The sequence below is a fragment of the Sulfitobacter sp. M05 genome, from assembly GCF_029285175.1.
Taxonomy (GTDB): Bacteria; Pseudomonadota; Alphaproteobacteria; order Rhodobacterales; family Rhodobacteraceae; genus Sulfitobacter.
This window is the reverse complement of record NZ_JABEDH010000004.1, coordinates 131,424-155,300: the sequence shown is the minus strand read 5'-3', so window position 1 is coordinate 155,300 and position 23,877 is coordinate 131,424. Positions and strand designations below refer to the sequence as shown.

The window sequence follows — 23,877 nt, the reverse complement described above, 5'->3', positions numbered from 1 at the left end:
GCAGGGTATTGGGGATTCATGTTTAAGGTCGGGCGCTATCGGCACCTACGAAACAGCGCCGCGCCGCAGACGCAAGCGGTGGCCCGCACGTTTTGCCGGCTGGCCCATGCTCCGCGAAAATGTTAACGAAATCCCATGCGTTGGAAATTCTTGCTTACCCTGATTTTTGTGGCTGTTGTGTCCTTCATCATTGGGCAGAAGTACCAGCGGTTCATTTATGATGATATCTGTCTGGACATGGGTGGCGGGCAGCATCCGGGCGACCTGCCGATTTGCGTTCTAGAGAGACCGGACGACGTCTGATCCCTCACCGAAACCGTGCCGGAAAGAGGGGCATCCCATTGGTGGCCGCCCCCTGCTTGCCCCCAATACAAGAACCATTCTGAGGTTCCGGCCCCGAATTTCCCTCTAGTTTGGGGTGGTTTTTGCTTCCATCAAAAACTGCATCCAACAAGGAGATGGGAAATGAACAAACAAATCGCAGAATTCATTGGCACTTTCACACTGGTACTGTTCGGTTGCGGGTCAGCCGTGATTGCCGGCGCGGACATCGGCCTTACAGGGATCAGTTTTGCATTTGGGCTGGCGTTGATCGGGATGGCTTATGCCATCGGTCCGGTGTCGGGCTGTCACATCAACCCGGCAGTGTCGTTGGGCGCGGTCGCCGCGGGTCGGATGACCATGGCAGAGGCGATCAAATACATCATCGCGCAGGTCGCAGGGGCAGTCACCGCCGCCTTGGTTCTGCTGCTTATCATGTCGGGTAAGGCAGATTATTCTGTCGCGCAGAACGGATTGGGGCAAAACGGTTGGGGCGCGGGCTATCTCGGTGAATACAGCGTGGTTTCCGCCTTTGTTTTCGAGGTTGTGGCGACATTCCTGTTCATGGTTGTCATTCTGGGCTCCACCGGCAAAGGCGCGCCTGCAGCAATGGCCGGTCTGGCGATTGGTCTGGCGCTGGTCGTGATCCACCTTGTCGGCATCAACGTGACCGGTGTCTCGGTGAATCCTGCGCGCTCAATTGGCCCTGCCCTTTTTGCAGGCACAACGGCCATCGCGCAGCTTTGGCTGTTTATCGTCGCCCCCGTCATTGGTGCGGTTGCGGCAGGTCTGTTGTTTAAATCAGGCCGCCTCGACGCTTTCGCACCAGAGCAGGAGTAACCCAACCATGGCATTGCGCACAGGCGTATGCGGTAAGGCGCGGCACAGCTGCAAATGACACAAACCCGGCCTTGCCCCCGCAGATTTACATCACGCACTGCGGGGGCGGGACGCTTTAGGTGCAGACAAGTGCCTGAGTGATTGCACTTTCGGGGTCTCTTAACCCCTCAATGACGGTGAAGTGATCATGTTGCCCGTCCACGGTGCATTCAATCATCGCATCCAGACCGCCCCAAATTTGCGCCAACAATCTGGACTGGCGGATAAACTCCGGTCGTTCGCCGCCGCCAACCCAACAGGTGATCGGAGATTGCGTGGTCGGACGCAAAAGTGCGGCGCTTTCAGCACGGGCTTCGGCTTCGTCCAGATGCAAGACATCGTTCATCGCCGTATGCATCAGCGGGCGCAGGTCATGCAGGCCACTGATCGACATTGTATGACACACCCTGTCCTGAATCAGCTTTGGCAAAGGACTGGTGTCACTGATCATGCGGCTTGCCAGATGCCCGCCGGCGGAATGGCCCGACAGACGGATCGGCCCGGCCACGCGCTGCGCGGCCTCAGTAATGGCCGCCCCGATTTGCGTGGTCATATATTGAATGCGGGCCTCTGGGGCGAGCGTATAACTGGGCAGGCAAACCGCCCAGCCTTTTGCCCGCGCCCCTTCGGCAAAATCGGTCCAAAAGGATTTATCCAGCCGCATCCAGAACCCGCCGTGAATGAACACAACAAGCCCTTTGGGTGTGCCCTCGGGCCAGACCAGATCGAACTTTTCACGCGGATGATCACCATAGGGAATATCCGTTTCGACATTTACCCCGCTGGCGCGGTAGGCTGCCGCACTGTCCGACCAAAGGCCGGGCAATGCTTCGGATCCGGCGATATGCGCCATATTGGCAAAAGCATCGTCCCAGTCTTTGATCGGTTTCAACATTGCGCCTATCCTGCCTGATACTGTTCGGTAGAGGCCAGATAAGACCCAAACGCCGCCGCATTTGGATAGGAGAATTGTTCGGCCAAGGGGTTGTCGCGCTTTTTCTTGGTTGCGCCCATATCCGCCAGCAATTCATCAAAGTGCTTGAAATGGAAGGGTGCCGAACACAGACCGCCGTAGATCTTGGCCGCCGGGCGTTCGTTACGTTTCCAGTTCAGCATCATTTCAATGTTCTGGTTCATCTCGCCGGCAGAAGGTTGATTTGAAAGCTTTCCATCGGCAAAACGCACCAGCCAGTTTGCAATCATCTCGGCAGACAGCACCGTACAAAAGCTAGAATTGAAACCAACAAACCCCATGTCGGGCAGATCGGGGTTCACGGACAAACGGTAAACCCGGTACTGGCCATCATCCTCGATCAATTTCTCCTGAAACTCCTGCGGCAGATAGGGCACGCCAAGTTTCCAGCCCACCGCAAGGATTGCGACATCACAAGGAACGGTGTCACCGGTCGAAAGCTTGAGCCCCGCCTTTGAATAGCTGTCGAATGTGCCAAGCACGGGCGTGATCTGTCCCTTATCCAGACATTCGATCAGACCCGGCGTCACGATCGGAATGGAACAGGACACATCTTTTTCGATTGGCACTTTCGGCACCATATTGTGTTTCTTGAGTTTCAACTGCGTCTTTAGCAGGGTCTCAAGCCCGCGGAAGTTCACCCAAACCAAGGGTTTCAGCACTGCTGCAATCACCCGTTGCAACGGGCTTTTGCCCCATTGATTGAACTGTTGTTCCTGAGCCCGCATGAACAACAATCGCTTAAAGTTGATGCCCCCAACGAAATACGGCACCCGCCAAACGTTCTCCAGATAGACCAGCCGCACCGATCTTGCGCCATTTTTGGCGGCATTCACGGCGATATCCGTGGCCGATTTCGAACCGCCCAGCACAACGACATCCTTGCCCGCACAGACCGAAGGATCGGTATATTCGGACGAGTGCATCACCTCTCCGCCACGGGCGACAAAATCATCCTGTCCGGGGTGGCTGATGATGTTCTTCTCCGAAAACTGCCCCGTGCAGACAGAGACAAAATCAAAATCCTCAGACCAGGTTTGCGCGCCAGCCTCAAGTGTCAGCGTCCAGCCGGGGCGACCGTCCGCGCGCCGTTCCATCGTTTTGACCGTGGTGTTCAGGCGAAACAGGCGGGCCGTGTTATGCTTTTGCGCATAGGAATGCAGATAGGCGTGTACCTGCGGCCCTTTTGGCCATTCAGGATAGTCCTGCGGCATCGGATGATCCGTGTAACAATACAGGTCTTTGGGGGATTGGGTTTGCACGTCGGGATAGGACCGCGACAGTTCCCATACCCCGCCAAAATCATGGCTGCGTTCAAAACCACAGACCCGATGCCCTCTTTCGTCAAACGCCTTGGCCGCAGCCAGCCCGCTGACGCCGCCGCCGATAACGGCAACTTTCTTGCGATCTACCATTCTGTGCCCCCCTTACACATCTTCGGGAGGTGGCAGGAAGTCGACCTCGTAGAGAGCCGACACGCGAACCAGCTCCTCGGGGTCGGTTACGCCGTCTAGTTGCTGGAACAGATCAAACAGTTTGCGCGCAGGTGCGACGCCAAACACACAGGTTGCCTCTGCACCGGAGCGGTTGAAAATTCCGTGCGCCTCGCCCATCGGCATCCGCACCACATCGCCCGGACCGGCCTTGTGGACATCCCCCAGAAACTCGATCTCCAGATTGCCCGACAGCACGTTGATCCATTCGTCCTGTGTCGGATGAATATGGTGTGGTACAAACGTGTCTGCCGGAATTGTGGCGTGCCAGATAAAGGCATTCGGGCTGACAAGCTTGGGCACATAGGTTTGCCCTACGACATTCCATGACATGTTTTCGATACCGTCAGATGCAAGTGTTATACCTTTGTCCATGACGTTTCCTCCTCCTCTTTGTTGGGTAGGAAGCATCCTGCGGCAGAAGCTCAGGACCCACTATCCAAAAAACGAATCTAAATGTTTTAGGCTTGAAATAGGTGATGCCATCCGCCAGAGTTTTGCGGAGGGGGAACAATATGAACGGGCAGTTTGCCGAATATCTAACCGCATATCCGCTCTTGCGGACCGATGATCTGGACGAGGCACGCCATCGGGTGACGGAAAAATTCTGCGATCACAAGCTGGATAAATCTTCGCGGTTCGACGCTCTGGCTGTGCGGCACAACCACGTGGCCGGTCAACATGTGTCGATCAATTACCTGCACTATGGCGCGGATGTGAAAATCGACCCCGGCTTGTTGGAGGACTTCTATCTGTTGCAAGCCCCGCTCAGCGGGACCGCCCTTGTGCGTCACCGGGGCCGTGACATCGTCGCAAATGCGCAAACCGCAACCTTACTGAACCCCGACCGTGAAACACAAATGCAATGGCATGGCGATTGCCGGAAACTAATGTTGCAGATCGACAAGAAATTTCTCGGCAAGGTCGCGGCTGACCTTTTGGGGCGCCCTGCCCCTGGCCCGATCCGGTTTGACCCGGTCGTCGACATGCAGACCGAACCGGGTCAGCATATCCGCCGCATTCTGAAGCGCGCGGCTTTGATGGCTGGCGAAGGGTCGCTTTTGGGCGGCCTTTGCGGGGCGCAGGACATGTGGGCGGAAACCGAACTGGTCGCGACCCTGTTAAACCATCAGAGCAGCAATATTTCTCATATGCTTGAGGCGGCAGACCATCACGCCCTGCCCGCTGACATTAAACGCGCGGTGGCCTATATCCACGACAATCTATCAGAGCCGATCAGACTGACCGATATTGCCGCGCACACCGGCGTTAACGTGCGAACCTTGCAAAAAGGCTTTCAGCGAACATTCGGAAAATCGCCCATGCAGCTGCTGCGCGAGGCGCGGCTTGACGCAGCGCATTATTATCTTTCGGTAAAACAGGACGCACCCAGCGTGACCGACGCGGCCTATCAGGCCGGGTTTTCACATCTGGGCCGTTTTTCCAGCGCCTATAAATCCCGTTTCGGCCATTTGCCTCACAAAGAGACCATCACCTAGACTCAGACCCATTCATTCTGCACCGTCAGCGACAATTTCGTAAACAGGTTGCCCGAAGCGGTTAAAAGTGGGAACAGTCTGGCCGTATTCCCGGCGCTTGGCCGTTTGATGGTCAGGGCAAACGGGCGGGCGTCCGGTCTTGTCCAACGGCGCTTTGACATCGGCAGAACAGGGTTTCTTGGTCAGGTTAACCTATGAACATCACGCAGCCATCCGGGAGGCCCCGAGGTTTCCCCCGCTTTGCCGCCGCAATCAATCCGGCGGCCATGGATCACTTGTTGGCAGCGCGCCCCAAAGGCCCATTGCAATGATCGCCCCCGCAACCTTTCACCTACATCCCAACGCAGGGGTTCTGGACCCACAGGCAGCGGGCATGCAGGCACTGCTAAGCTGTCTTAACAAGGGGCTGCCGATCGAGTCCGGCTATTGTAACGACACGCCGATCCGCCAAGGGACGGGGCAGCAACAGTGGCTGGATTGCCAGACCTCCGGCAGTACGGGCGCGCCGAAAACGATCCGTCGCAGCCCTGCAAGCTGGCAGGCAAGCTTTGAACGTGCGGGGGATTTGTTTGGTCTGGGGCCTGCGGATCACTACGCCGTGCTTGGGGCGCTTGGTCATTCCTTAAGTCTTTTTGCAGTTCTTGAAGCGCTGCACATCGGGGCCAGTCTGAGCGTTCTGAGCGAGATGTTTCCAAAAGCGCAGGTGCAGGCCCTGCAAAGGCGTGCGGTTACGGCCCTTTACGCCACGCCGACCCAGCTAAAGCAGCTGATTGCGGCAGCCCCCCCTGCCGGTGTTATATCACTGCCGGCAGTTCAACATATTCTGGTTGGGGGCGGTAAACTTCTGACCACAGATCGCACCCGCTTACGCAGCTTTTTCCCGTCTGCGCAGATCGCCGAGTTTTACGGGACAAGCGAGACAAGCTTCATCACGCTGGCCCGTCACGACATCCCCGCAGGATCGGTCGGGCGGCCCTATCCGGGTGTGGAGATTGACATCGCTGTGACAGACCAGACGCAGGGCTATGGTGAGGTCCGTGTGCGTAGCCCCTATCTGGCCCAGGGCTATGTCGGGGCAAACACGCCCTCGATCCTCCAACCGGACGGCTTTGTCACGACAGGCGAAATCGGATATTTGGATTGTGATGGTTTCTTGTTTCTCAAGGGGCGCTCTGACCGCATGTTCACGGTCTCTGATGTAAACGTCTATCCGGAAGCTATTGAAAACGCCGTGGCCTCACTTGAGACTGTCACCGCCTGCGCCGTGGTGCCAATACCGGATGGCAACCGGGGCAACCGCGCAGTCTGCTTTGTGAAACCGGCCACGCAGGGCTGTACCCCTGCCGCAATCAGGCTGCAGTGCCGCGCGACCTTAGGTGAGGCCCATGTGCCCAGGGAGGTGCGGATCATCACCGATTTTCCCATGCTGCCCTCTGGCAAACCCGACCTCGTTGCGCTCAAGATCATGTTGGAGGCTAAGGCATGACAGGTTCCGTCCTTATTGCGGCACGGCGCAGTGCAGTTGTGCCCAGAAACGGTGCGTTTGCGCCTCTGTCCATCGAGGAAATCGCAAGCCCCGTGCTTCATGCGGTGATGCAGGATGCCGGGCTGCAACCGGACGATATAGACGAGGTGATCCTTGCAAACGCCTTGGGCGGCGGCGGAAATCCGGCACGTATTGTTGCCCTGCACGCAGGTCTGCCCGAACGGGTGGCCGGGCTGTCCATCGACCGCCAATGCGTCGGGGGGCTGGATGCACTGTTGCTGGCTGACGCTCTGGTGCGCTCTGGCCAGCACAAGCTTGTCATCGCAGGCGGGGCCGAAAGCTATTCAAGGATGCCGTTGCGTTTCCAGACCTTTGCCGACCGCCGCCCACCAGAGCAATACCAACAAGCCCGGTTCACCCCGTGGCCTGATCGTGACCCCGATATGGCCGAGGCAGCAGACCAATTGGCGCGCCATTACGAGATATCAAAGGCCGAACAAGATGCCTGGGCCATTGCCAGCCACGCGGCGGCGCGCGCAGCACCAACTGACCATATCGTAGAGGTTAGCGGGGTCAGCCATGACGCTTTCACACGCGACCTTGGCCCGCGGCACTGCGCAAAAGCGCGCAGTGTTTCGGGGTCAATTTCGGCGGCGAATATGTCTGTTGCGGCTGATGGTGCCGCGTTTGTCGCTGTTGCATCATCGGAATGGGCCGCCACCCGCGGCCTGCACGGCGTCACGCTGCGGGGTGGGTGTACCGTTGCGGGCACCCCTGACCTGCCCGGCCTGGCACCGGTGGCCGCAATCAAGCAAACGCTTGCAGATCTCGCGATGACTTCCAAAGACATTGATACGGTTGAAATCATGGAAGCATTCGCCGTTCAGGCAATTGCCTGTCTCCGCGGTGCGGGGGTGGATCCCACCGTCGTCAATCCATGGGGCGGCAGCCTTGCCCGGGGGCATCCGATCGGCGCGTCCGGCGCGATACTTGCAGTTCATCTGTTTCATCAACTGCAACGGCGCACGGGCAGCGGCCTTGCCGCGATTGCAGCCGCCGGGGGGCTGGGCACAGCGCTGGTGCTGCAAAGAGATGGTTGAAGCCCCGCGTTCCGGCACCGCGCCGCGCCCTCTAAGGCACAGCATCCTTGCAAAGCCTGTCGCCCGTCCTAACCAGACCATCCTGAACAACACGGCACAGAACCCCGCGCAACCGCAGCGGGCGGTTCTTTTCGAGGTTAATCCAGCGAAAGCTGTCATCCCCGTATCGACGTCGCCATTTAACGCAGGCCGTGTTGAATTTATCGCTGACTTCGATCTTGGCCTGCCCTGCCTGCAACACCGTACCCACAGGAAGATTGGCCTCGCTGAGTTCCATATCCACAACCAACAGGTCACCGGGATGAGGCATTTCGACCCGGTTGCGCCAGCACAGGTCCATCACACGTTTTGACAGGACCGAAACCTGAATTCTCGGATCGGGATCACCATTCGCAAGCCTGAGCCACGGATGCTTCGGCCAGCGGTCACCCGCGATGCCCTGTTCCCGGGAAAGTTCAATTTCCGACGGGAAGGCGCGGGCCCCAAAATCGGGCCGCACACAGAGCTGTCGGATGGCCGCCCCGTCTTTTGGCGCCGCTGCGATATGATCAAGCGCGGCCTCGCACTCGGCCATAGTGACATCTGGCTGGCGGTTCATTGCCCTACCCCTTCAATTTCGTCCATCACCCCGAGGGGCAGGACCCTACGGCTCGCTTACTCCCTCCAAGCTTGAAGCGACGGTTCATGTCTCTTCAAACCCGTGAAAGCGCGTGAAATCCGGCAAATCACAGCGTTCTGTTCTGAACTGGTTCACTTTTGCCTGCCTGTCCGGGAAACCCACCGCAATACCGCAAACAACCATTTCGTTTTCTGGCAATTCAAGATGCTGATGCACCTGCGGTCCATAGTTCGCCAAAGCCCCGATGCCGGATGCACCCAGCCCCTCGTCTTCAGCGGCAAGGAGAAAGGCCATGATCGCCATGCCAAGGTCCATAAAAGAGCCCTTTCCCATGGTCGGATCAATCGTCACCACCACGCCGACAGGTGCCCCGAAGAACGCGTAGTTTCTGGCGAATTGCGCCCGCCGCCCTGCGATATCACGCCGCGTGATCCCCAACGCCTGATAGAGCGCATAGCCCGCGCGCCGCTGCCGGTCTTTCAGTTCTGCCGTCATCCGGTCGGGGAAATAGGAATATTCCTCACTGATCGGTTCGGCGTTCTCCTGTGCAGCTTGCAACCGGTCGATCAAGCCTTGCAAGGCTGCGCCCGTCAATACATGGAATATACCCGGTTGCAGGTTGGCCCCACTGGGCGCGCGCCGTGCAGCACGGCAAATCCGTTGCAGTGCCGCCTGTTCGACCCGTTGGTTGGTAAAGGCGCGCACAGAACGTCGGCGCGCCAGGACATCGGCGAAACCGGACACCATCAGCGCCCTTCCGGGCATACCGCCCCCGCGCCTAAGCACTCAGGGCCGATGGTAGCCTTGTTTGGATCAGCGACGGCGATGACAGCGATATGTCTTCGCATTTCAAACTCCCTAAGCCCCTGTGCCCCCTACCGCCGGCGCGTGGGGGTGATCAGGGCATACCGCGCTTTATCAAGCTTTTGTAGGGTGAAATCGACCGACAAAACGGCACAGCCCGCCTGCGCTATTGGTCTTTCTCACGCCCGTCTTGCCTATCGTCTGGCGGCGCATGAAATTTCCGCTATTGCGAAAACATCAGCTGTTGCCCGCCTTATACAAACTATTCTAATCTGGACCGAATTTGCCGATCCACAGACCATTTACCCAGATGCGCATAAGGTGGAAACGGCGGACAAGTCCGGCTGGAGGTAAGTTTCTCGTGAATATATTGGTAAGTAAAGCACGCTGGGACTTCGAAAACGACAAGGCGATTGCCGAGGCAGTACGGCAGGCCCGTATCCCACTTTGTGTGTCCGACCCCAATATCCCTGACAACCCGATTGTCTTTGCCAATGATGCGTTCTTGTCGCTGACCGGATATGCCAGAGACGAGGTTATCGGAACAAATTGCCGAATATTACAGGGGGAAGCGACCACTCCGGAAAGCGTAAATGCGGTGCGCCGTGCGATTGAGGCACAGCAGGTCGAAACAGTTGAAATCATGAACTATCGCAAGGACGGCAGCAGCTTTCTTAACGCGCTACAGCTTGGCCCGATCCTTGGAGATGACGGACAAGTTGTCTATTTCTTCGGATCGCAGCTTGATATCAGCGAAAAACGCGAAGCCGAGGAAAAAGCCAAAGCACTCGCCGAGGCCGAGCTGATCCACCGGCTGCGCAATATTGTGAATGTAATGGCTGTGGTGATCGAGATGACGGTCGCCGAAGAGGCGGGCCGCGCCGACCTCAGCACTGTTCTGGTCGAGCGGCTGCGCGCCCTAAGCGATGCGCATTTGCAAACCATCGGTCAGGCAGACAAACAGGCCATTGTCGAAGTGGCCGAATTGGTCACAACAATTGTTGGCGCTTATGCGCCCAAAGGCCCGTCACAGTTCAACCTTCAGGGGGATGCGATTATTATTCCGCCCCATCTGCTTTCCTGTGTCGCGCTTGTTTTACATGAGCTGGCGACGAACTCTGTCAAACACGGGGCGCTGGGTGCCTGTGCGGGGCTGGTCGACATCACGTGGCAGACCGCCAGCGACGACGGCGAAGACTGCCTGCTGATGAACTGGCACGAAAAGAACGGCCCCAGCGTTGTGAAACCGGCACAACAAAGCGGTTCACAGATCATCAATGATCTGATCGAAGCCGTGGGCGGAACACTTGACCTTGAATGGAATAAGGACGGTCTGATTGCCCGGGCGGTGTTACCGATTTAGGGACAGCCTGTCGCCCCGGTGCCAGACCACATGCACGCCCCTCATGCGGCAGGCACCGGTGCCTCCGCAGACTTGCGTCGGTGACGTTCGCCCAGCATCAACATGGCCGGTGTCACAATCAAGGTCAGCACCGTGGCGATTACCAATCCACCGGCAATCGCCGAGGACAGTTCCGTCCACCATTGTGTCGACGGGGCCCCATAGACCACCTCACGGGTGAAAAAATTCAGGTTCACACCGATAACCATGGGCATCAGGCCGAGCGCCGTGGTTACTGAGGTCAGGATCACCGGCCGCAGACGTTGTGCGCCCGTGCGCAATGCGGCCTCAAGCGGGGCCTGACCAGATTTTTTCAGATCGTTATAGGTGTCAATCAGAACGATGTTGTTGTTCACCACGATCCCCGCAAGTGCGATCACCCCGATCCCCCCCATGACCACGCCAAAGGGACGCCCGGTGATAATCAGCCCCAACAGGACACCGGCAATCGAAAAGACAATGGCACTCATTACGATGAAAGCCTGAAAGAAATTGTTGAACTGGATCACCAAGATCACAAACATCATGAAAATCGCCGCAAAAAAGGCGCTTGCCAGAAAGATCATGCTTTCCTGCTGATCCTCCGCCTCACCCGCGAAACTGAAATTGACACCCTCGGGCAGCTCTGCTGCCTCCAGCGCCGCTGTCAACGCAATGACCTGATCATTCACCAACAGCCCCGGTGCCACGTTCGCCTCGATGGTGGTGACGCGTTTCTCGTCAATGCGGCGGATGATGCCGGTGCGCTCGGAAGGGGCGAAGGTGACGAAATTGGAGATCGGCACCAGCCCGGACGACGTTGGCACCCGCAGCCCGGCAAGCTCTGCCAGTGACCGTTCTTCGCGCGGGAAACGTACGCGGATGTCCAGCGACCCATCGACATCGTCGGGGCGGTAATCGGCAACTGTGATGCCCTGCGTCAACAGCTGCACCGCCTGCCCCAACAGACTGACATCGGCCCCGAAACGCGCAGCTTCCGCGCGGTTGACAAGGATCGACACCTCGACGCCCGGCACCGGACGGGTATCCGTGACATCGGTGAAGCCACCCAGACCGTCCATAATGTCGCGGATTTGCTGGACCGCCAGCCCTTGCACTGCCGGGTTGCGGGAGGTGATTTCAAGATTGACAGGTTTGCCGGCGGTCGGCCCGCCACTTTCGGTCTGCACCTGAACGTCAATGCCGGCAATATCCGCGACAGTTTCACGAATATCTTCGCCAATCTCGGCTGCCGGACGACGGGTGTCCCACGGGGTCAGCTCAAGCTGTAGCACACCGATGGTTTCCTCATCGCCCTGCCCCGCGCTCATCATCGAACGGACATAGAGGCTGGCGATTTCGTCATATCCCAGAATGCGGTCTTCGACAGCACGCACCAGCGCATCGCGTTCAAAGATAGAAAAGTTATCGCGGGCACGGACCTGCACCTGCATGAATTCCGGCTCAACCGACGGGAAAAAAGTGACGCCCTTACCGAATGTCCCGTAAAGCCCGAAGCCTCCCAGCAAAAGCGCAACGGCCAGCAGCACCGTCGCCCCCGGCCTAAGAATGGCCCATTGTAGCAGCCGGACATAGCCGCCTGTGAACCCGGTCATGTCGCGTGGATCGCCCAATTCGGCGGCATATAATTGTGCCTTGGCCTTTGCGGTCTGAGGTTGCCGTTTGCCGATCAACCCACCAACCACCGGGATAAAGACCAACGCCATGAACAGGGATGCAAACAGGGTCAGAATAACGGTGATGGGCAGGAACTTCATGAACTCCCCGACCATGCCATCCCAGAACAACAGCGGAAAAAAAACACTTAGGGTGGTCGCCGTGGAGGCGATGATCGGCCAGGCCATCCGCTTTGCCGCCTCGGCATAGGCCTGCTTGGCAGGGGCACCCTCTTGCAGTTTTCGGTCGGCCAGTTCGGTTGTGACAATGGCCCCGTCAACCAGCATCCCGACAACAAGGATCAGCGAGAACAAAACAACAATGTTCATCGTATAGCCCATAGTCCAAAGCGCGATGACACCAGCGAGGAAGGCCCCCGGAATGGACAGGCCCACAAGGATCGCAGAACGCCCGCCAAGCGCCAGAACAATCACGATCATCACAAGGATCACCGCCGCAATCACATTGGCCTCCAGATCGCTTAACATGTCTTTGACCTGTTTACTCTGGTCTTGCAGATAGGTGATCTTGACGCTTTCGGGCCAATCGACGCTCATCTCCTTCACCAGCGCTTTTACATCTGCAACCGTATCAATGATGTTTGCGCCCGACCGTTTGGTGACCTCAAGGGCCAGCGCCGGTTGGCCGTTGATACGCGCAAAAGAACTCGGGTCTTCGAATGTACGGCGGATTGTGGCCACATCCCCGAAGGTGACAACCGCGTTGCCGCGTACCTTGACGGGCATCGCCATCACATCCTCAAGGTCTTCGATCAGGCCGGGCACCTTCAGGACAATCCGTCCCGATCCGGTTTCAATCGCCCCCGCTGCGATCAAGCGGTTGTTGCGCTGGATCTGGCCAATCAGCTCTTCAAAGGACAGGTTGTAGGTCTGGAAGACTGTCGGGTCGATCAGCACTTCGAGGAATTCGAAGCGCTGGCCACCGATTTCTGCCTCCAGCACCCCTTCAAGGCCTTCGATCTCCTCCTGAAGCCGTTCGGCCAGTGTATTCAGAGTGCGTTCTGGCACTGGGCCGGACAGGATGGCGGTGATGATCGGGAATAGTGCGGTGTTGATTTCGGTGATTGTGATGTCACGCGCATCTTCGGGCAGTTCGGATTCCACGCGGTCCGCCGCCTCGCGCACTTTATCAAGGGCTTCGTCATTGTCGCCGCCGGGCAGGAACTCCAGTTGGATGCTGGCAAAGCCTTCGGCGGCGTCAGATTTCATACTGTCCAGCCCCGCAATCGAGGCAAACTCGGTCTCCATCGGCTCCAGCAGCAGGCGTTCCGCATCAGACGGGCTGATCCCGTCCAGCCCGGTGGAAACGTAAAACAGCGGCAGCGGAACTTCGGGGTTGGCTTCTTTCGGGATCGAGACATAGGCATATGCCCCGACGGTCAGCACCATCACAAGCGCCATGACCACAACACGCGAGCGAGAAAACGCCGCGTTGATGATGCCTTCCATCAGTTCTGCTCCTGCACAGAGGGGGCCACAACTTCGGCCTCGTTGACATAGCCCTGCCCGACAGTGATCACATCCACCGTATCAGGCAGGCCGGTCACCCAGATGCCATCTATCTGCGCCCGCACCACCTCGATCGGGAAGAACACTACCTTGTTTTCGGCATCTGCCGTCTTGACGCCTAACGTGCCCTCGGTGTCCAGCGAGACAATCGACGGCGACAGGAAATGTGCCTTCGCTTTCCCCGTTGGGATCACAACCTCGGCTGAAATGCCGGCGGGAATGGCACCGTCGTCATTGGCCACTTCGACCTCGGCCAGAAAAGTACGTGTTTCGGATGCTGCCGAGGTGCCGACAAAGGTCACTTCGCCTTGACGTTCCTCGCCGGTGATGAATTTCACTGTCGCGGTTTGGCCAACCGAAATGCGGCTGAGAGATTGTTGCGGCACCTGAATGGCGACCGTCAGCGGGGTGATGTCCACCAGCCGCCCCACGACCGTGCCTGCGGACACGAATTCGCCCGCGTCCAGATCAAGGGTTTCGATCCGGCCCGCAAAGGGCGCGGTGATGGTCAATGCCTTGGCGTCCTGTTGCACTTCTGTGACCTGCGCCTGCGCTGCCGCCAATGCGGCCCGCGCCTGTGTCACGCGGTCAACCGTGGCCACCCCGCGCTCAAGCAGTTTCTCAGCATTGTCGAACTCCCGTTTGGCCCGGGTCAACTCTTCGGCGGCGCGCCGGCTTTCGGCTTGGTTATTCGCTGGATCAAACCGTGCAATGACCGCATCCGCCGCGACATCCTGCCCTTTAGAAACAAGAACTTGCGCCACATCCCCAGAGGTCTCTGCGCGCAGCTGTGTGTCGCGGTCCGGCAATGCCTGCCCTTCTGCCTGATAATACTGGGTCACCGTTTCGGCCACCGATGGGGTCACTGCCACCGCAACAGGTTTCACGTCTTCGCGGGCACTCACGGGGGCCGCCTCTTTGGCAGGGAAAATAAATCCGCTGCCCATCCAGCCGATAATCGCCAGCACCAGAAGACCGGCGATCCAGGTCGAGCGCGACGCGCCTTTGTCATCGTTGAATGTCAATGCACGCGGTGAGGACGGCGATTGCTTCACCTGCCGCGACGCACCGTCCGATGACATCGGCGTTTCGGCGGGTCCGGATGCACCGCCCGTTTTGCTCACATCTGCGCTCTCTTTTGTCATCGCTCGGTTCCTCTGGCCTGCGGCCTTGTCGCCCTGTGTACTCGTTTATCTTCGTGTCTACGTTTTTAGACGTGGCACCAACCACCGCAGGTGCACAAGCGCCAGCATAGGCCGACCGGCAGCGTTTTGACATATAGGTATGCCGCAACTGGGAAAAAGCCCTCTGCGGGAAAGGTATTCATATACTGCGCCTGCAAATCTTACCTGCTTTGATCCCTCCTCCTTTGGTGCGGCCCGCTTTAGTGAGATCAATTTGAAACGAAATTTGGCTATTCGGTCGGCTCTTGCCGCAAAAGCCACGGCTTCCGCAATCGTGGATTAACAAAACAAAAACCTATGGGAAATACAGTCTCTGGTTAATCAACCAGCCCTAGGATCAAATTTTATGATACGCAAACTTCTTTCCGCAGGCCTCGCTGCCGCCCTTTTTTCGGGTACCTCGCTTGCAGCCGGCCAAGGCGTCACCGCAACAACCGTGGATTTTGTACAAGTTGCCGCCCTTGAAGGGCCAGCTGCCGCGCTTGGTCTTGGCATGCGACAAGGGCTGACAGCCGCCTTTGAAGAGGCGAACCGCGCCGGTGGCGTCCACGGGCGGACACTCCGGTTGGAGGCGATAGATGACAGTTACGAGCCGAACAAGTCTATCGATCAGGTCCGCGCGGCGATTGCGGCGGATGCTTATCTGGCATTGATCGGCACCGTTGGCACCCCCACAACAAAAGCCACGCAACCGATTGCCACTGACGCTGGCATGCCGATGGTCGCCCCGTTTACCGGTGCCGGTTTCCTGAGAAATCCGCAGCTGCGTAATGTGACCAACCTGCGCGCAACCTATGACGCGGAAACACAGGCATGGATCGACCATCTGGTGGATGTCGAAGGGATTACCGACATTGCAATCCTGTATCAGGACGACGGTTTTGGTCGTGTCGGACTGTCCGGTGTCAAAAAGGCGCTGGATGCCCGTGGCATGTCGTTGGTCGCCGAGGGTACCTATACTCGCAACACAGTTGCGGTGAAGTCGGCTCTGCTTGAAATCCGCAAGGCGAAACCGCAGGCTATCGTCATGGTTGGCGCATATAAACCGCTGGCGGAATTTGTAAAACTTGCAAAAAAGATGAAGATGGACCCGACATTCATGACAATCTCCTTTGTCGGCTCCAAGGCGTTTGCCGCCGAACTGGGGGCGGCTGGCGAAGGTGTGATCGTCAGTCAGGTTGTACCGCAACCCTGGGACAGCTCCTTACCGATTGTGGCTGAATATCAGGCCGCATTGACCGCGCTTGATGCCACCGCCGAACCTGGATTCGTATCCTTGGAGGGGTATGTCGCCGGACGCCTTGCGATTGCGGGATTGAATGCTGCCGGAACCGAGTTGACGCGAACCAGTTTCATGGCAGCAATGAACGGTCTGGGCCAGGTCGATCTGGGCGGCATGTCACTGGAATTTGGGCCAGGCGACAATCAAGGGTCGGACGACGTCTTTCTAACCCGCATTCGTCCTGATGGTGGTTTTGAACCTATGGGCGCTGGCGGCTGATGCATATGGGGCCGTCTGCACTGCGGCGGCCCCGCCTTCATTATCTCGCCTAATCATCTGACATTACGTCACTTTCTAAAAGCAGGCAACCAAATGAAATCTGGAATATCAAACGCCTTGGGATCGGTCATTGTCCGGCTTGGCCTGATTTTTGGGGCCTTGGCCGCCATGACAACAGCCGCTATTGTGGTGGCATGGTTGGTGTTCCAATCCATCGCCAGCAACATGGCCGTGCTGACCGATGAATACTTGCCAGAATTGCGCACCAGTGCCGAGGTTGTCACCACCACCGACACAGTTAGAAACATTCTGTTGGAGGTATTGGTCGCCGAGTCCACAGCTGAACTGGACCGTTTGGCCAAGGCCATGCAGCCCCCCCTTGCTGCGCTGCGCGAAAACACAGGCACAGGCCTACCCGAGGCCCAGGAAGATATGACCAAATTGGTAAACGAGGTCGAAGATAGCCTGGCCGACCTAACAACAGCCCGAAAAAAAGCACTGCTTAGCCAAGCGTCGGTCGCAGATAAGATCAAAGAAGCGCTCCGGCTTGCGACAGGGGCCACAGGGATTCTTGCTGAGGCTTCCGACACGGCCTTTGCGCAGATGGTTACCGGGGGCGATGCCACCATCAACTCTGTTGACGCCAGCCTCACGCAGCTCATCGAAAGCGACTTTGCACTGTACCAGTCCACGCTGACGGTTCATTCGAAAATGAACCTTCTGTCCGGTTTGGCGTTGAGCCAGACGCAGACCACAGACAGTTCTATCCGTACCGTTCTTGCCGATCTGGCGACGGCGGCGAACAAGCACCTGAACGATTTACTCCGGCAACTGTCCTCGGCCGAAACAACACAGGCTTTGGCTGAAAGTTTGAAGAAGTCGCAGACAGAGTTGATGAAGACGTTCAAAAACACCGGCAGGACAGTCCGCCCGACCGCCATTTTGGCCTTGCGCCAAGCCGCAGACGCCGACCTTTCAGCGGCACTGGACGATATCTATTTCGAACTTGTCATAAAAAGCGAAGATACAAAAGCCGCCAACCAAGAAGCGATCAAGGTTCTGCTGGATGAGCAGGTTATGGGCATACGAAAGCAGGCGGCACTGAATGCCGCGACGAAATCCCTAATTTCAGCAATATTACAGGTTGCCCTGTCGCGCGATGCGGCAGAACTCGACCGCAATGACGCGGAGCTGCAGCAGGCAGCCGCGCAGCTGGCAACCGCTATGGAGGCGACAGGCGCGGACATACGGGAATACCTGACAGAAATTCTGCAAATGGCCGATCCAGCCAAGGGAATCGTTTTTACGAGAGGGGCGGCAATTACGGCAAACCAACGGGCCGTTCAGGCTACTCAGACTGCAACAGATGCTGTCGGTCAGATCGCGACGGTTGTGGCCGAGGACGCCTTTGTCGCGCGTTCTCATATCGAATCCAGCGCCGCCATCCTGAACGCTCAGGTCAGGACTGCGCAAAACCGGATCCGGATCATCAGCATAACGAGCGCGGCGATCGTCTTGCTCGCGCCGGGTTTGATCTGGTGGATGATCACCAGACCATTAAATCGCATTACCCAAGTCACTGAACGCCTTGCCCGTGGCGACCTTTCGGAGATTACCGAATTGACCCAGCAACATGGCGAGATCGGAAAATTGGCCCGGGCATTACATATTTTCAGGCAAGGAGCTCTGGAACGCATCCGGCTGCAAGCGGATGAAAAACGCAATCAGGAAGAGCGGCTGGCCGCCGAACGCGGTGCGGAACAGGCAAAGCGAGAGGCGGAACAAGAAACCCGCCAGCTTGCGGAAACCCGCGCAAAAGAGGACCGTGACCGCGAGGCCAAAACACTTGCCCGCGAAGAGGCAATTCGCCTCAAAGAAGAGCGAGAGCGTGACCTGCGGGCGAAGGAACAGGCGCTGGTGGTATCGGAGCTTGCGGACGGGCTTCACCGGCTCTCCAAAGGTGACCTTTCCCTTGCGATCGAAACCGCCTTTCCACAAAGTTATGAAGGGCTGCGCAAAGATTATAACACTGCCGTCGTTAGCCTGTCTGGTATCATCGACAACATCGGTATTTGCGCGGACACGATTGACCAGAGCAGCAGCGAAATCACCGCAGCATCCCTGGATCTTGCCACCCGCACCGAGAAAGCCGCGACCACACTTGAACAGACTGCCACCGCTTTGAATGCAATGACAAAAGGTGTATCTGCCGCGGCAAAAGGGGCGTCAAACGCAGCACGGGATGCCAATGAGGTGAGCCAAAAAACCGAACAAAGCCGCCAGGTAATGACCGATGCCGTCCATGCGATGCGGGAAATCGAAGGTTCCTCAAGCGAGATTGGCAAGATCGTCGGCGTTATTGACGCCATTGCCTTCCAAACCAACCTGCTTGCGTTGAATGCCGGAGTGGAAGCGGCCCGCGCAGGAGAAGCAGGCACCGGATTTGCCGTTGTCGCCTCGGAGGTCCGTCAACTGGCGCACCGCAGTTCTGAAGCCGCAGATCAGATAAAATCACTTGTCTCACTCTCCACATCGCAGGTTGAAACCGGTGTGTCCCTGCTTGCCGAGAACAGCAATTGGCTTGATTGGAACCTGAACGAAATTTCGAAAATGGCACAGACAATGACCGAGATTGCCTCCTCCTCGGATCAGCAGTCGCGCAGCTTAGCGGGCATCAATCAATCTGTTGAAGAACTGGACAGCAATACCCAGAAAAACGCAGCCATGTTCGAAGAGACAACCGCAGCGAACCAATCTTTAACAGAACAATCTCAACAGCTTATAGGTATGGTATCGGGGTTCTCAACGATGACGCCCGCCGGCACTGACAATGCGGAACCGCAAAGCGCCCCGCCCGCTGAGGATCACGATAAAGCCGCCTAAATCAAATGGCCAAAGCCGGCTGTGATACGCCGTGCTATTACAGCCATGGCCTGATGCTGCTCCAATTCCCTAGCAACTGTATTTTCAAGTTGCAGGGTCATTTCAACCTTAAGAACTCCCATAATCCCTGTTCTGTGAACCAACCTGATTTCCGGATAGGAGGCCAATATGTCGGTAGCCACTGCGGGCCTTCGCGCTTTCCTTCCCGATTGAAATGCCTTTTCCAGCATTGCCCAACAGGTCGAGCCGCCGCCATTCCCCAGAGAGGCAAAAAAGGGGACAGCAGAAACTTGACACGACAGAAGATGCGGGGCTTAGTTGACGTAGCGGCAAATTACGGTCGTTGTACACTACATATCAGGAGACTCGGAGTGTCGGATTTTTCCGTTGAGGGTGCCGAATTAAAGAAGTTATTAAAATTTTCACGAGCGGCGCCAATTTCATTCGCCTACTGCCCCGGATCAAAGGTCGAAACAGACCTCTTCGGGCTACATCGCAAAAAACCAGCCGCGGTTATGGCAAAATCCCTGCGGGCCTCCGGCGACGGGCCCAAGGTGGCGTTTGGTACATTGCAGATGGAAGGCAAGGTCATTTCTTTACAGTGCGAAAAGGCTATGCCTGCACTGGCCAAGAAAGTTAAGAAGTTCCTGAAATTAAACAAAGTGTCCAAGAACGTCCGCATTCTGGACATGGACGGCAACGTCACGGAAGAGGACATCGAAGATCTGCCGGACGATCCGGATGATGCCCCGCCGCAGACAGCGCCACAGACGACCCAAAGCCAGCCAGCCGCAGCCGCTCCTCCCCCCGAAACAGCAGCTGAACCTTCTCCGACACCGGAAGCGGTGGAGGAAACACCCGCCCCGGATCAAAGCGGCGGCGATCTGAAAGCACTGGCTGCGCGGGCAAAAGCCCTGCAACCTGAGGTGATGGCGGTGCCCAGCCCGTCGGGAGACAAGCTGCGACAGGCCTTTGGCGCAGCTGTCGCGCAGCTTAAGGCCGGCAAGGCTGACGATGCGGCCAAAACGCTTGATACGATTGAACAGGTTCTAAAAAAGCTATCAGCCTCGCGTGACGCCGAAGCCCCCGTTGCCCCGGATGGCGGCGCAACCACCATTGAAAAACCACGCGGTGACCCGGCAACGTTGAAGAAACTTCAGGAAGCTGCGGCACAGCTTGCCCCCAAAGTGAAAGCCCTGCCGGAAGGTGAGCAAAGCGCCGCCCTGAAAAGTGAATTGCGCGACGTGATCGGGCATATTCGCGATGGCGCAGTTGATCCGGCCCTGAGCGGGCTGCGCGCGATACAACAAGGTTTGAAGACTGTCGCCGCGTCGCCGTCAGACGCCACGCCCGACACGGACCCGCTGACAATCTGGAACACCGCAAAAGAAGCAACCGACAGCGCAATTTCAGCACTGCAAAACAAAATCCGCCAGATTCCCGACCCCGATCTGGAACGCATCGCCGAGATGGGCCTGAACGGCATCACACAGGGCAACCAGACCGCCTTGATGAAACATCTGATGGATTTCCGGAATGTTGACGCGGCTGGCCGCCCGAAAGCCGCCGCGGCCCTGCAAGCACAATGCAAGGAATACCGCACATTTCTGGACGGCAATGAATTGATCACACTTTGTGAACAAAACCCGTTCGGCGTGACCGTCGATCTGCGCAGTCATCTGGGTAAGGCGCTGGATGAAATTGACCGCGCTGCCGCAGCCGTCGCCGCCTGACCGGAGAAAACATCATGAGTAAATCACCCAATCTTGTATTGGATACACCGGTAAGCGAGTGGATTGCTGCCTTTAACCGTGCGCGTGGCTGGAAATCCCTTCGCGGCAGAAACACCTCGCGCCCAGATGCCGAAAACCTACGCGCCTCTCCGAAACGCCAACTGCAAGAAGACCGTGCCTTTGCATTGGACGGGGATCGCAGCGCGCTTTTGCGCGACGTGATTGCCCAGCAGGAAGACCGGTTGGACGCCCTGGACGCAGCAATTGCGAACCCGCCAGCGGATGCCGACATCGACGCCTTGCAGCAGGAACGCGAGGATCTGGCAATTGTGCAAGCCAGCGACAAGGCCGACCTTGCCATTGTCGAGCGGGTTGATGCCCATGTCGCGCAATTGCGGGCCGTTGAAGGGCACCTTAGGCAAGATGTGGCGGATGTGCGCGAGGAAATCCGCCGACTGGAAGCTCAAGGTGGTGCCGTGCCTCTTGAGGACCTGGATCAGGATCTGCTGGCGCAATTCCGCCAACAGCATGTGATGGTCCAAGGCAATATCGAACGGGCCCGCGCTGAGGTGATGAAAATCACCTCCGTGAGCGACGGCAAGACCCTGAGTTATGCAATAATTAACGGGGCCGAATATAAAATTCTGTTCGGGATGCTGGAACAGGCCATTTTGATTGTCGGCACGGGTGATCTGGCGGCCGCGATTGACCGCGTTGCCCAAACACAAACCCAACTGAACACATATCGCACAGCCCGTACCGGTGCCACCGCCCTTGATACCCCGGTGAGCGAACACGGTGATCTGGACGGCCCGATGGGCGAAGTGGCCTCGCAAATTTCCCTGTTGCGCGGCAAGGGGATGCCAACCGTTGCAGAACAATTCGAGTACCGGCATGAAGCCCTGTCCGCAACTATCCAAAATGCCATTGCCACCAACGCCCCCGATCTGCGCGACACCTATCTGAAACAGGTCACAGATCTGGGTCAGGAAGTCACGGCAGCGCATAATCAAGCTCTGCAAGTGGTGCAAATTTGGGCTGATACGCGAACCGACATTGCCACCTTGCGCGCAAACGGCCATCGGGTGCGCCCCGAAAGATGCCAACGCAAACTGGATGAATGTATGCGTCTGGCAGAGGTGCAGGCCCATATGCCTCAGGTCCTAGAGGATGCGCGCGAAGTCGCTGAATATGTGCGGGCGCGGCTGGACAAGGCCAAGGAGCAGGACTTGCGCCGCTCCAACCTCAAACCCGCCGAGATGCAGGTCGAGCTAGCCGTACTTGAAGACAAATTTCATGATTTTTTCAAAACCAACAGCGCCGGTGAAATCATCACCCAAAAAGATACCAAATCCGGCGAACAGAAAGGCAAGAAAAAGAACCGCGATTTGCCGCGTGGTGCGCTGGAAGAAATCGAACTTCAGATGCTTGCCGCAAGACAGCTGATCGAAAGCGATTCAGTGGATGCATTGAAAACGGCGGATGAATACCTTGCCGGAGTCGCGACCTTTATCAGAACGATTGAGGAAAACCCGGACATCTATGTCACCCTTTCAGAAGGGTTCACCCGGGTGGAAAAGAGCATCGCCAAAACGAAGAAACTGTTCCCGCTGTATGAACCCGGTCGCCTTTTGGACTTCACGACCGAGCTGGGGGCGTTGCGCGCAAACCACCTGACGCAGCCACAGGAAACGGTGACCCAGGATACAGACGATTTGCATAATCGCGTGATGACCTTCCGCGCCGAAATGCTTGAGTTGCAGACCTTGAAACGGTCGCTTGCAAAACAGGCAGACGCTGTGGACCAGATCATCGAATCGATCGGCAAACGGCTTAAGAAAGACCAGACCGGCTTTGTCCAATTTGACGGGTATTACGGACCCGAAGTCGCGCGTATGTCGACGATCCGGGACCAGATTGCAGAGCGTTCGCCCGCGTCACTCAAGCAGGCGGCAGCGGCGCTGATCCAGATCAACGGAAACCTGGGCTGGCTGCTTTCTATCCTGAAAAAGCAAAAGGCGGGTGAAACGTTGGAGGCGGTGGAGGCCGAACATGTAGAGGCCTTGCTGAGCGTCGCGCGTTCCGGCCAGCTGGATCATGATGCCAACGAAGCCAAAAAAGAGGAATTCAAAAGCGGCATTTCAGAGCTGACAACGCTTCTGGATGAAACCAAAGACGCCCTCAAGGGAGACCAGAGTGAGATCACCCGATTGGAAGCAGAGCGCGACGGATTAAAAGCTGAAACCAAAAAAACCGGCGGCTATATTGACGGTCTGGCCAAGCTTCAAGGGCTCAACAGCCGCGCGGCTCAACTCGCGGCGGATGTGCGCAAGGCCAACGCAATTATGGACGGTGATCTGACGACCGCCGCCAGAAACTGCGCCCATGAAACCGAGCTATTCTCGATCAAACTGGGTACTTTTGTCGAAGACGTGATCGAACCCGCTGGCGCAACCGACGGGGGCAACCAGCTTGATCAACCGCCGCTTGATGCCAACAGCATCAATGGTTTCTTCACCAACTTGCAAGGGTCGCTGCAACAGGTGAACCTTGCTGAGATGAGCCGGCAGGCTGCCCGTGTGGCGGACCGCAGCGAGACCATTTCGGATCGCAAGATCGCCCGAAAAACCGCCCTGCAAGAGCTGCGCAAGCTGATGGCATTATTCGATAGTTTCGCCCCGATGCAGCACTTTCGCAGCCATCCTTTTGCTACAGCGGAAGCCTCTGATCAGATGGTGAGCGCGCGCAAAGCGCTGCCGCTTCTGGAAATGCGGCTTTTGACTGCAATCAAAGATTAACCCGAGCGGAGATAAAC

At 57.4% G+C, this 23,877-nt stretch carries 18 protein-coding genes; 11 read left to right on the top strand and 7 right to left on the bottom strand.

All coding sequences use genetic code 11. The features are described 5' to 3' along the window. The first annotated feature begins 135 nt into the window (after positions 1–135). Both HKX44_RS16125 and aqpZ read left to right on the top strand, forming a co-directional pair. The gene (locus HKX44_RS16125; protein ID WP_276152399.1) at positions 136–303 is read left to right on the top strand and encodes a hypothetical protein; all 168 of its coding nucleotides are present in this window, start codon (positions 136–138) and stop codon (positions 301–303) included. Between the two features lie 162 nt (positions 304–465). After that, the gene (gene aqpZ / locus HKX44_RS16120) at positions 466–1,161 is read left to right on the top strand and encodes an aquaporin Z (protein ID WP_276152398.1); all 696 of its coding nucleotides are present in this window, start codon (positions 466–468) and stop codon (positions 1,159–1,161) included. A gap of 115 nt (positions 1,162–1,276) precedes the next feature. Here aqpZ and HKX44_RS16115 read toward each other — a convergent pair whose 3' ends face one another. Genes HKX44_RS16115 through HKX44_RS16105 form a run of 3 tightly spaced genes read right to left on the bottom strand, consistent with a single transcriptional unit; the run spans position 1,277 to position 4,041 of the window. Next, on the bottom strand, positions 1,277–2,095 hold the full coding sequence (locus tag HKX44_RS16115) for an alpha/beta hydrolase (protein WP_276152397.1): 819 nt from the start codon (positions 2,093–2,095) through the stop codon (positions 1,277–1,279). Positions 2,096–2,100: 5 nt separating this feature from the next. Beyond that, the gene (locus HKX44_RS16110; RefSeq protein ID WP_276152396.1) at positions 2,101–3,588 is read right to left on the bottom strand and encodes an NAD(P)/FAD-dependent oxidoreductase; all 1,488 of its coding nucleotides are present in this window, start codon (positions 3,586–3,588) and stop codon (positions 2,101–2,103) included. 12 nt (positions 3,589–3,600) lie between these two features. Further along, positions 3,601–4,041, bottom strand: coding sequence for a cupin domain-containing protein (locus HKX44_RS16105; protein WP_276152395.1), 441 nt, complete (start codon positions 4,039–4,041; stop codon positions 3,601–3,603). A 140-nt stretch (positions 4,042–4,181) separates the two neighbouring features. On the opposite strand from HKX44_RS16105, the gene HKX44_RS16100 reads away from it, so the two are divergent. From HKX44_RS16100 to HKX44_RS16090, 3 genes are all read left to right on the top strand, one after another. After that, positions 4,182–5,165, top strand: coding sequence for an AraC family transcriptional regulator (locus tag HKX44_RS16100; protein ID WP_276152394.1), 984 nt, complete (start codon positions 4,182–4,184; stop codon positions 5,163–5,165). Between the two features lie 307 nt (positions 5,166–5,472). Next, positions 5,473–6,651: an AMP-binding protein gene (locus HKX44_RS16095; protein ID WP_276152393.1), complete on the top strand. Its 1,179-nt coding sequence runs from the start codon at positions 5,473–5,475 to the stop codon at positions 6,649–6,651. Beyond that, positions 6,648–7,751 carry a thiolase family protein gene (locus HKX44_RS16090; protein ID WP_276152392.1) on the top strand — a complete coding sequence of 368 codons (1,104 nt, stop codon included), beginning with the start codon at positions 6,648–6,650 and terminating at the stop codon, positions 7,749–7,751. The genes HKX44_RS16095 and HKX44_RS16090 overlap by 4 nt, the downstream gene beginning before the upstream one ends. A gap of 31 nt (positions 7,752–7,782) precedes the next feature. Here HKX44_RS16090 and HKX44_RS16085 read toward each other — a convergent pair whose 3' ends face one another. Together HKX44_RS16085 and HKX44_RS16080 are read right to left on the bottom strand one after the other, a co-directional pair. Then, a complete protein-coding gene (locus HKX44_RS16085) occupies positions 7,783–8,349 on the bottom strand; it encodes a hypothetical protein (protein ID WP_276152391.1) in 567 nt (188 codons plus the stop codon). Between the two features lie 84 nt (positions 8,350–8,433). Further along, a complete protein-coding gene (locus HKX44_RS16080) occupies positions 8,434–9,117 on the bottom strand; it encodes a nitroreductase (protein ID WP_276153726.1) in 684 nt (227 codons plus the stop codon). A 186-nt stretch (positions 9,118–9,303) separates the two neighbouring features. Here HKX44_RS16080 and HKX44_RS16075 point away from each other — a divergent pair, with 186 nt between their 5' ends. Both HKX44_RS16075 and HKX44_RS16070 read left to right on the top strand, forming a co-directional pair. Beyond that, positions 9,304–9,528 carry a hypothetical protein gene (locus HKX44_RS16075; protein ID WP_276152389.1) on the top strand — a complete coding sequence of 75 codons (225 nt, stop codon included), beginning with the start codon at positions 9,304–9,306 and terminating at the stop codon, positions 9,526–9,528. Positions 9,529–9,535: 7 nt separating this feature from the next. After that, complete coding sequence (locus tag HKX44_RS16070; protein ID WP_276152388.1) at positions 9,536–10,537, top strand: PAS domain-containing protein; 1,002 nt, start codon at positions 9,536–9,538, stop codon at positions 10,535–10,537. 41 nt (positions 10,538–10,578) lie between these two features. Here the strand turns inward: HKX44_RS16070 and HKX44_RS16065 are convergent, their stop codons facing one another. Beyond that, entirely contained in the window at positions 10,579–13,701 is a 3,123-nt protein-coding gene (locus tag HKX44_RS16065) for an efflux RND transporter permease subunit (RefSeq protein WP_276152387.1), read from the bottom strand. Beyond that, positions 13,701–14,906 (bottom strand): efflux RND transporter periplasmic adaptor subunit, encoded by a 1,206-nt coding sequence (locus HKX44_RS16060; RefSeq protein WP_346348188.1) that lies wholly within the window; start codon positions 14,904–14,906, stop codon positions 13,701–13,703. The genes HKX44_RS16065 and HKX44_RS16060 overlap by 1 nt, the downstream gene beginning before the upstream one ends. Positions 14,907–15,291: 385 nt before the next feature. Here HKX44_RS16060 and HKX44_RS16055 point away from each other — a divergent pair, with 385 nt between their 5' ends. The 4 genes from HKX44_RS16055 (at position 15,292) to HKX44_RS16040 (ending at position 23,860) form a co-directional block, all read left to right on the top strand. Then, positions 15,292–16,446 (top strand): ABC transporter substrate-binding protein, encoded by a 1,155-nt coding sequence (locus tag HKX44_RS16055; RefSeq protein ID WP_276152386.1) that lies wholly within the window; start codon positions 15,292–15,294, stop codon positions 16,444–16,446. Between the two features lie 93 nt (positions 16,447–16,539). After that, on the top strand, positions 16,540–19,329 hold the full coding sequence (locus HKX44_RS16050) for a methyl-accepting chemotaxis protein (protein WP_276152385.1): 2,790 nt from the start codon (positions 16,540–16,542) through the stop codon (positions 19,327–19,329). A gap of 515 nt (positions 19,330–19,844) precedes the next feature. Next, the gene (locus HKX44_RS16045; protein ID WP_276152384.1) at positions 19,845–21,062 is read left to right on the top strand and encodes a hypothetical protein; all 1,218 of its coding nucleotides are present in this window, start codon (positions 19,845–19,847) and stop codon (positions 21,060–21,062) included. 14 nt (positions 21,063–21,076) lie between these two features. Beyond that, complete coding sequence (locus HKX44_RS16040) at positions 21,077–23,860, top strand: hypothetical protein (protein ID WP_276152383.1); 2,784 nt, start codon at positions 21,077–21,079, stop codon at positions 23,858–23,860. The last annotated feature ends 17 nt before the right edge of the window (positions 23,861–23,877 follow it).

Excerpts from the sequence above, each read along its gene's own strand:
- HKX44_RS16125 (WP_276152399.1), top strand. The coding sequence starts at position 136 with ATGCGTTGGAAATTCTTGCTTACCCTGATTTTTGTGGCTGTTGTGTCC.
- aqpZ (WP_276152398.1), top strand. The coding sequence starts at position 466 with ATGAACAAACAAATCGCAGAATTCATTGGCACTTTCACACTGGTACTG.
- HKX44_RS16115 (WP_276152397.1), bottom strand. The coding sequence starts at position 2,095 with ATGTTGAAACCGATCAAAGACTGGGACGATGCTTTTGCCAATATGGCG.
- HKX44_RS16110 (WP_276152396.1), bottom strand. The coding sequence starts at position 3,588 with ATGGTAGATCGCAAGAAAGTTGCCGTTATCGGCGGCGGCGTCAGCGGG.
- HKX44_RS16105 (WP_276152395.1), bottom strand. The coding sequence starts at position 4,041 with ATGGACAAAGGTATAACACTTGCATCTGACGGTATCGAAAACATGTCA.
- HKX44_RS16100 (WP_276152394.1), top strand. The coding sequence starts at position 4,182 with ATGAACGGGCAGTTTGCCGAATATCTAACCGCATATCCGCTCTTGCGG.
- HKX44_RS16095 (WP_276152393.1), top strand. The coding sequence starts at position 5,473 with ATGATCGCCCCCGCAACCTTTCACCTACATCCCAACGCAGGGGTTCTG.
- HKX44_RS16090 (WP_276152392.1), top strand. The coding sequence starts at position 6,648 with ATGACAGGTTCCGTCCTTATTGCGGCACGGCGCAGTGCAGTTGTGCCC.
- HKX44_RS16085 (WP_276152391.1), bottom strand. The coding sequence starts at position 8,349 with ATGAACCGCCAGCCAGATGTCACTATGGCCGAGTGCGAGGCCGCGCTT.
- HKX44_RS16080 (WP_276153726.1), bottom strand. The coding sequence starts at position 9,117 with ATGGTGTCCGGTTTCGCCGATGTCCTGGCGCGCCGACGTTCTGTGCGC.
- HKX44_RS16065 (WP_276152387.1), bottom strand. The coding sequence starts at position 13,701 with ATGGAAGGCATCATCAACGCGGCGTTTTCTCGCTCGCGTGTTGTGGTC.
- HKX44_RS16060 (WP_346348188.1), bottom strand. The coding sequence starts at position 14,906 with ATGACAAAAGAGAGCGCAGATGTGAGCAAAACGGGCGGTGCATCCGGA.
- HKX44_RS16055 (WP_276152386.1), top strand. The coding sequence starts at position 15,292 with ATGATACGCAAACTTCTTTCCGCAGGCCTCGCTGCCGCCCTTTTTTCG.
- HKX44_RS16050 (WP_276152385.1), top strand. The coding sequence starts at position 16,540 with ATGAAATCTGGAATATCAAACGCCTTGGGATCGGTCATTGTCCGGCTT.
- HKX44_RS16045 (WP_276152384.1), top strand. The coding sequence starts at position 19,845 with ATGGCAAAATCCCTGCGGGCCTCCGGCGACGGGCCCAAGGTGGCGTTT.
- HKX44_RS16040 (WP_276152383.1), top strand. The coding sequence starts at position 21,077 with ATGAGTAAATCACCCAATCTTGTATTGGATACACCGGTAAGCGAGTGG.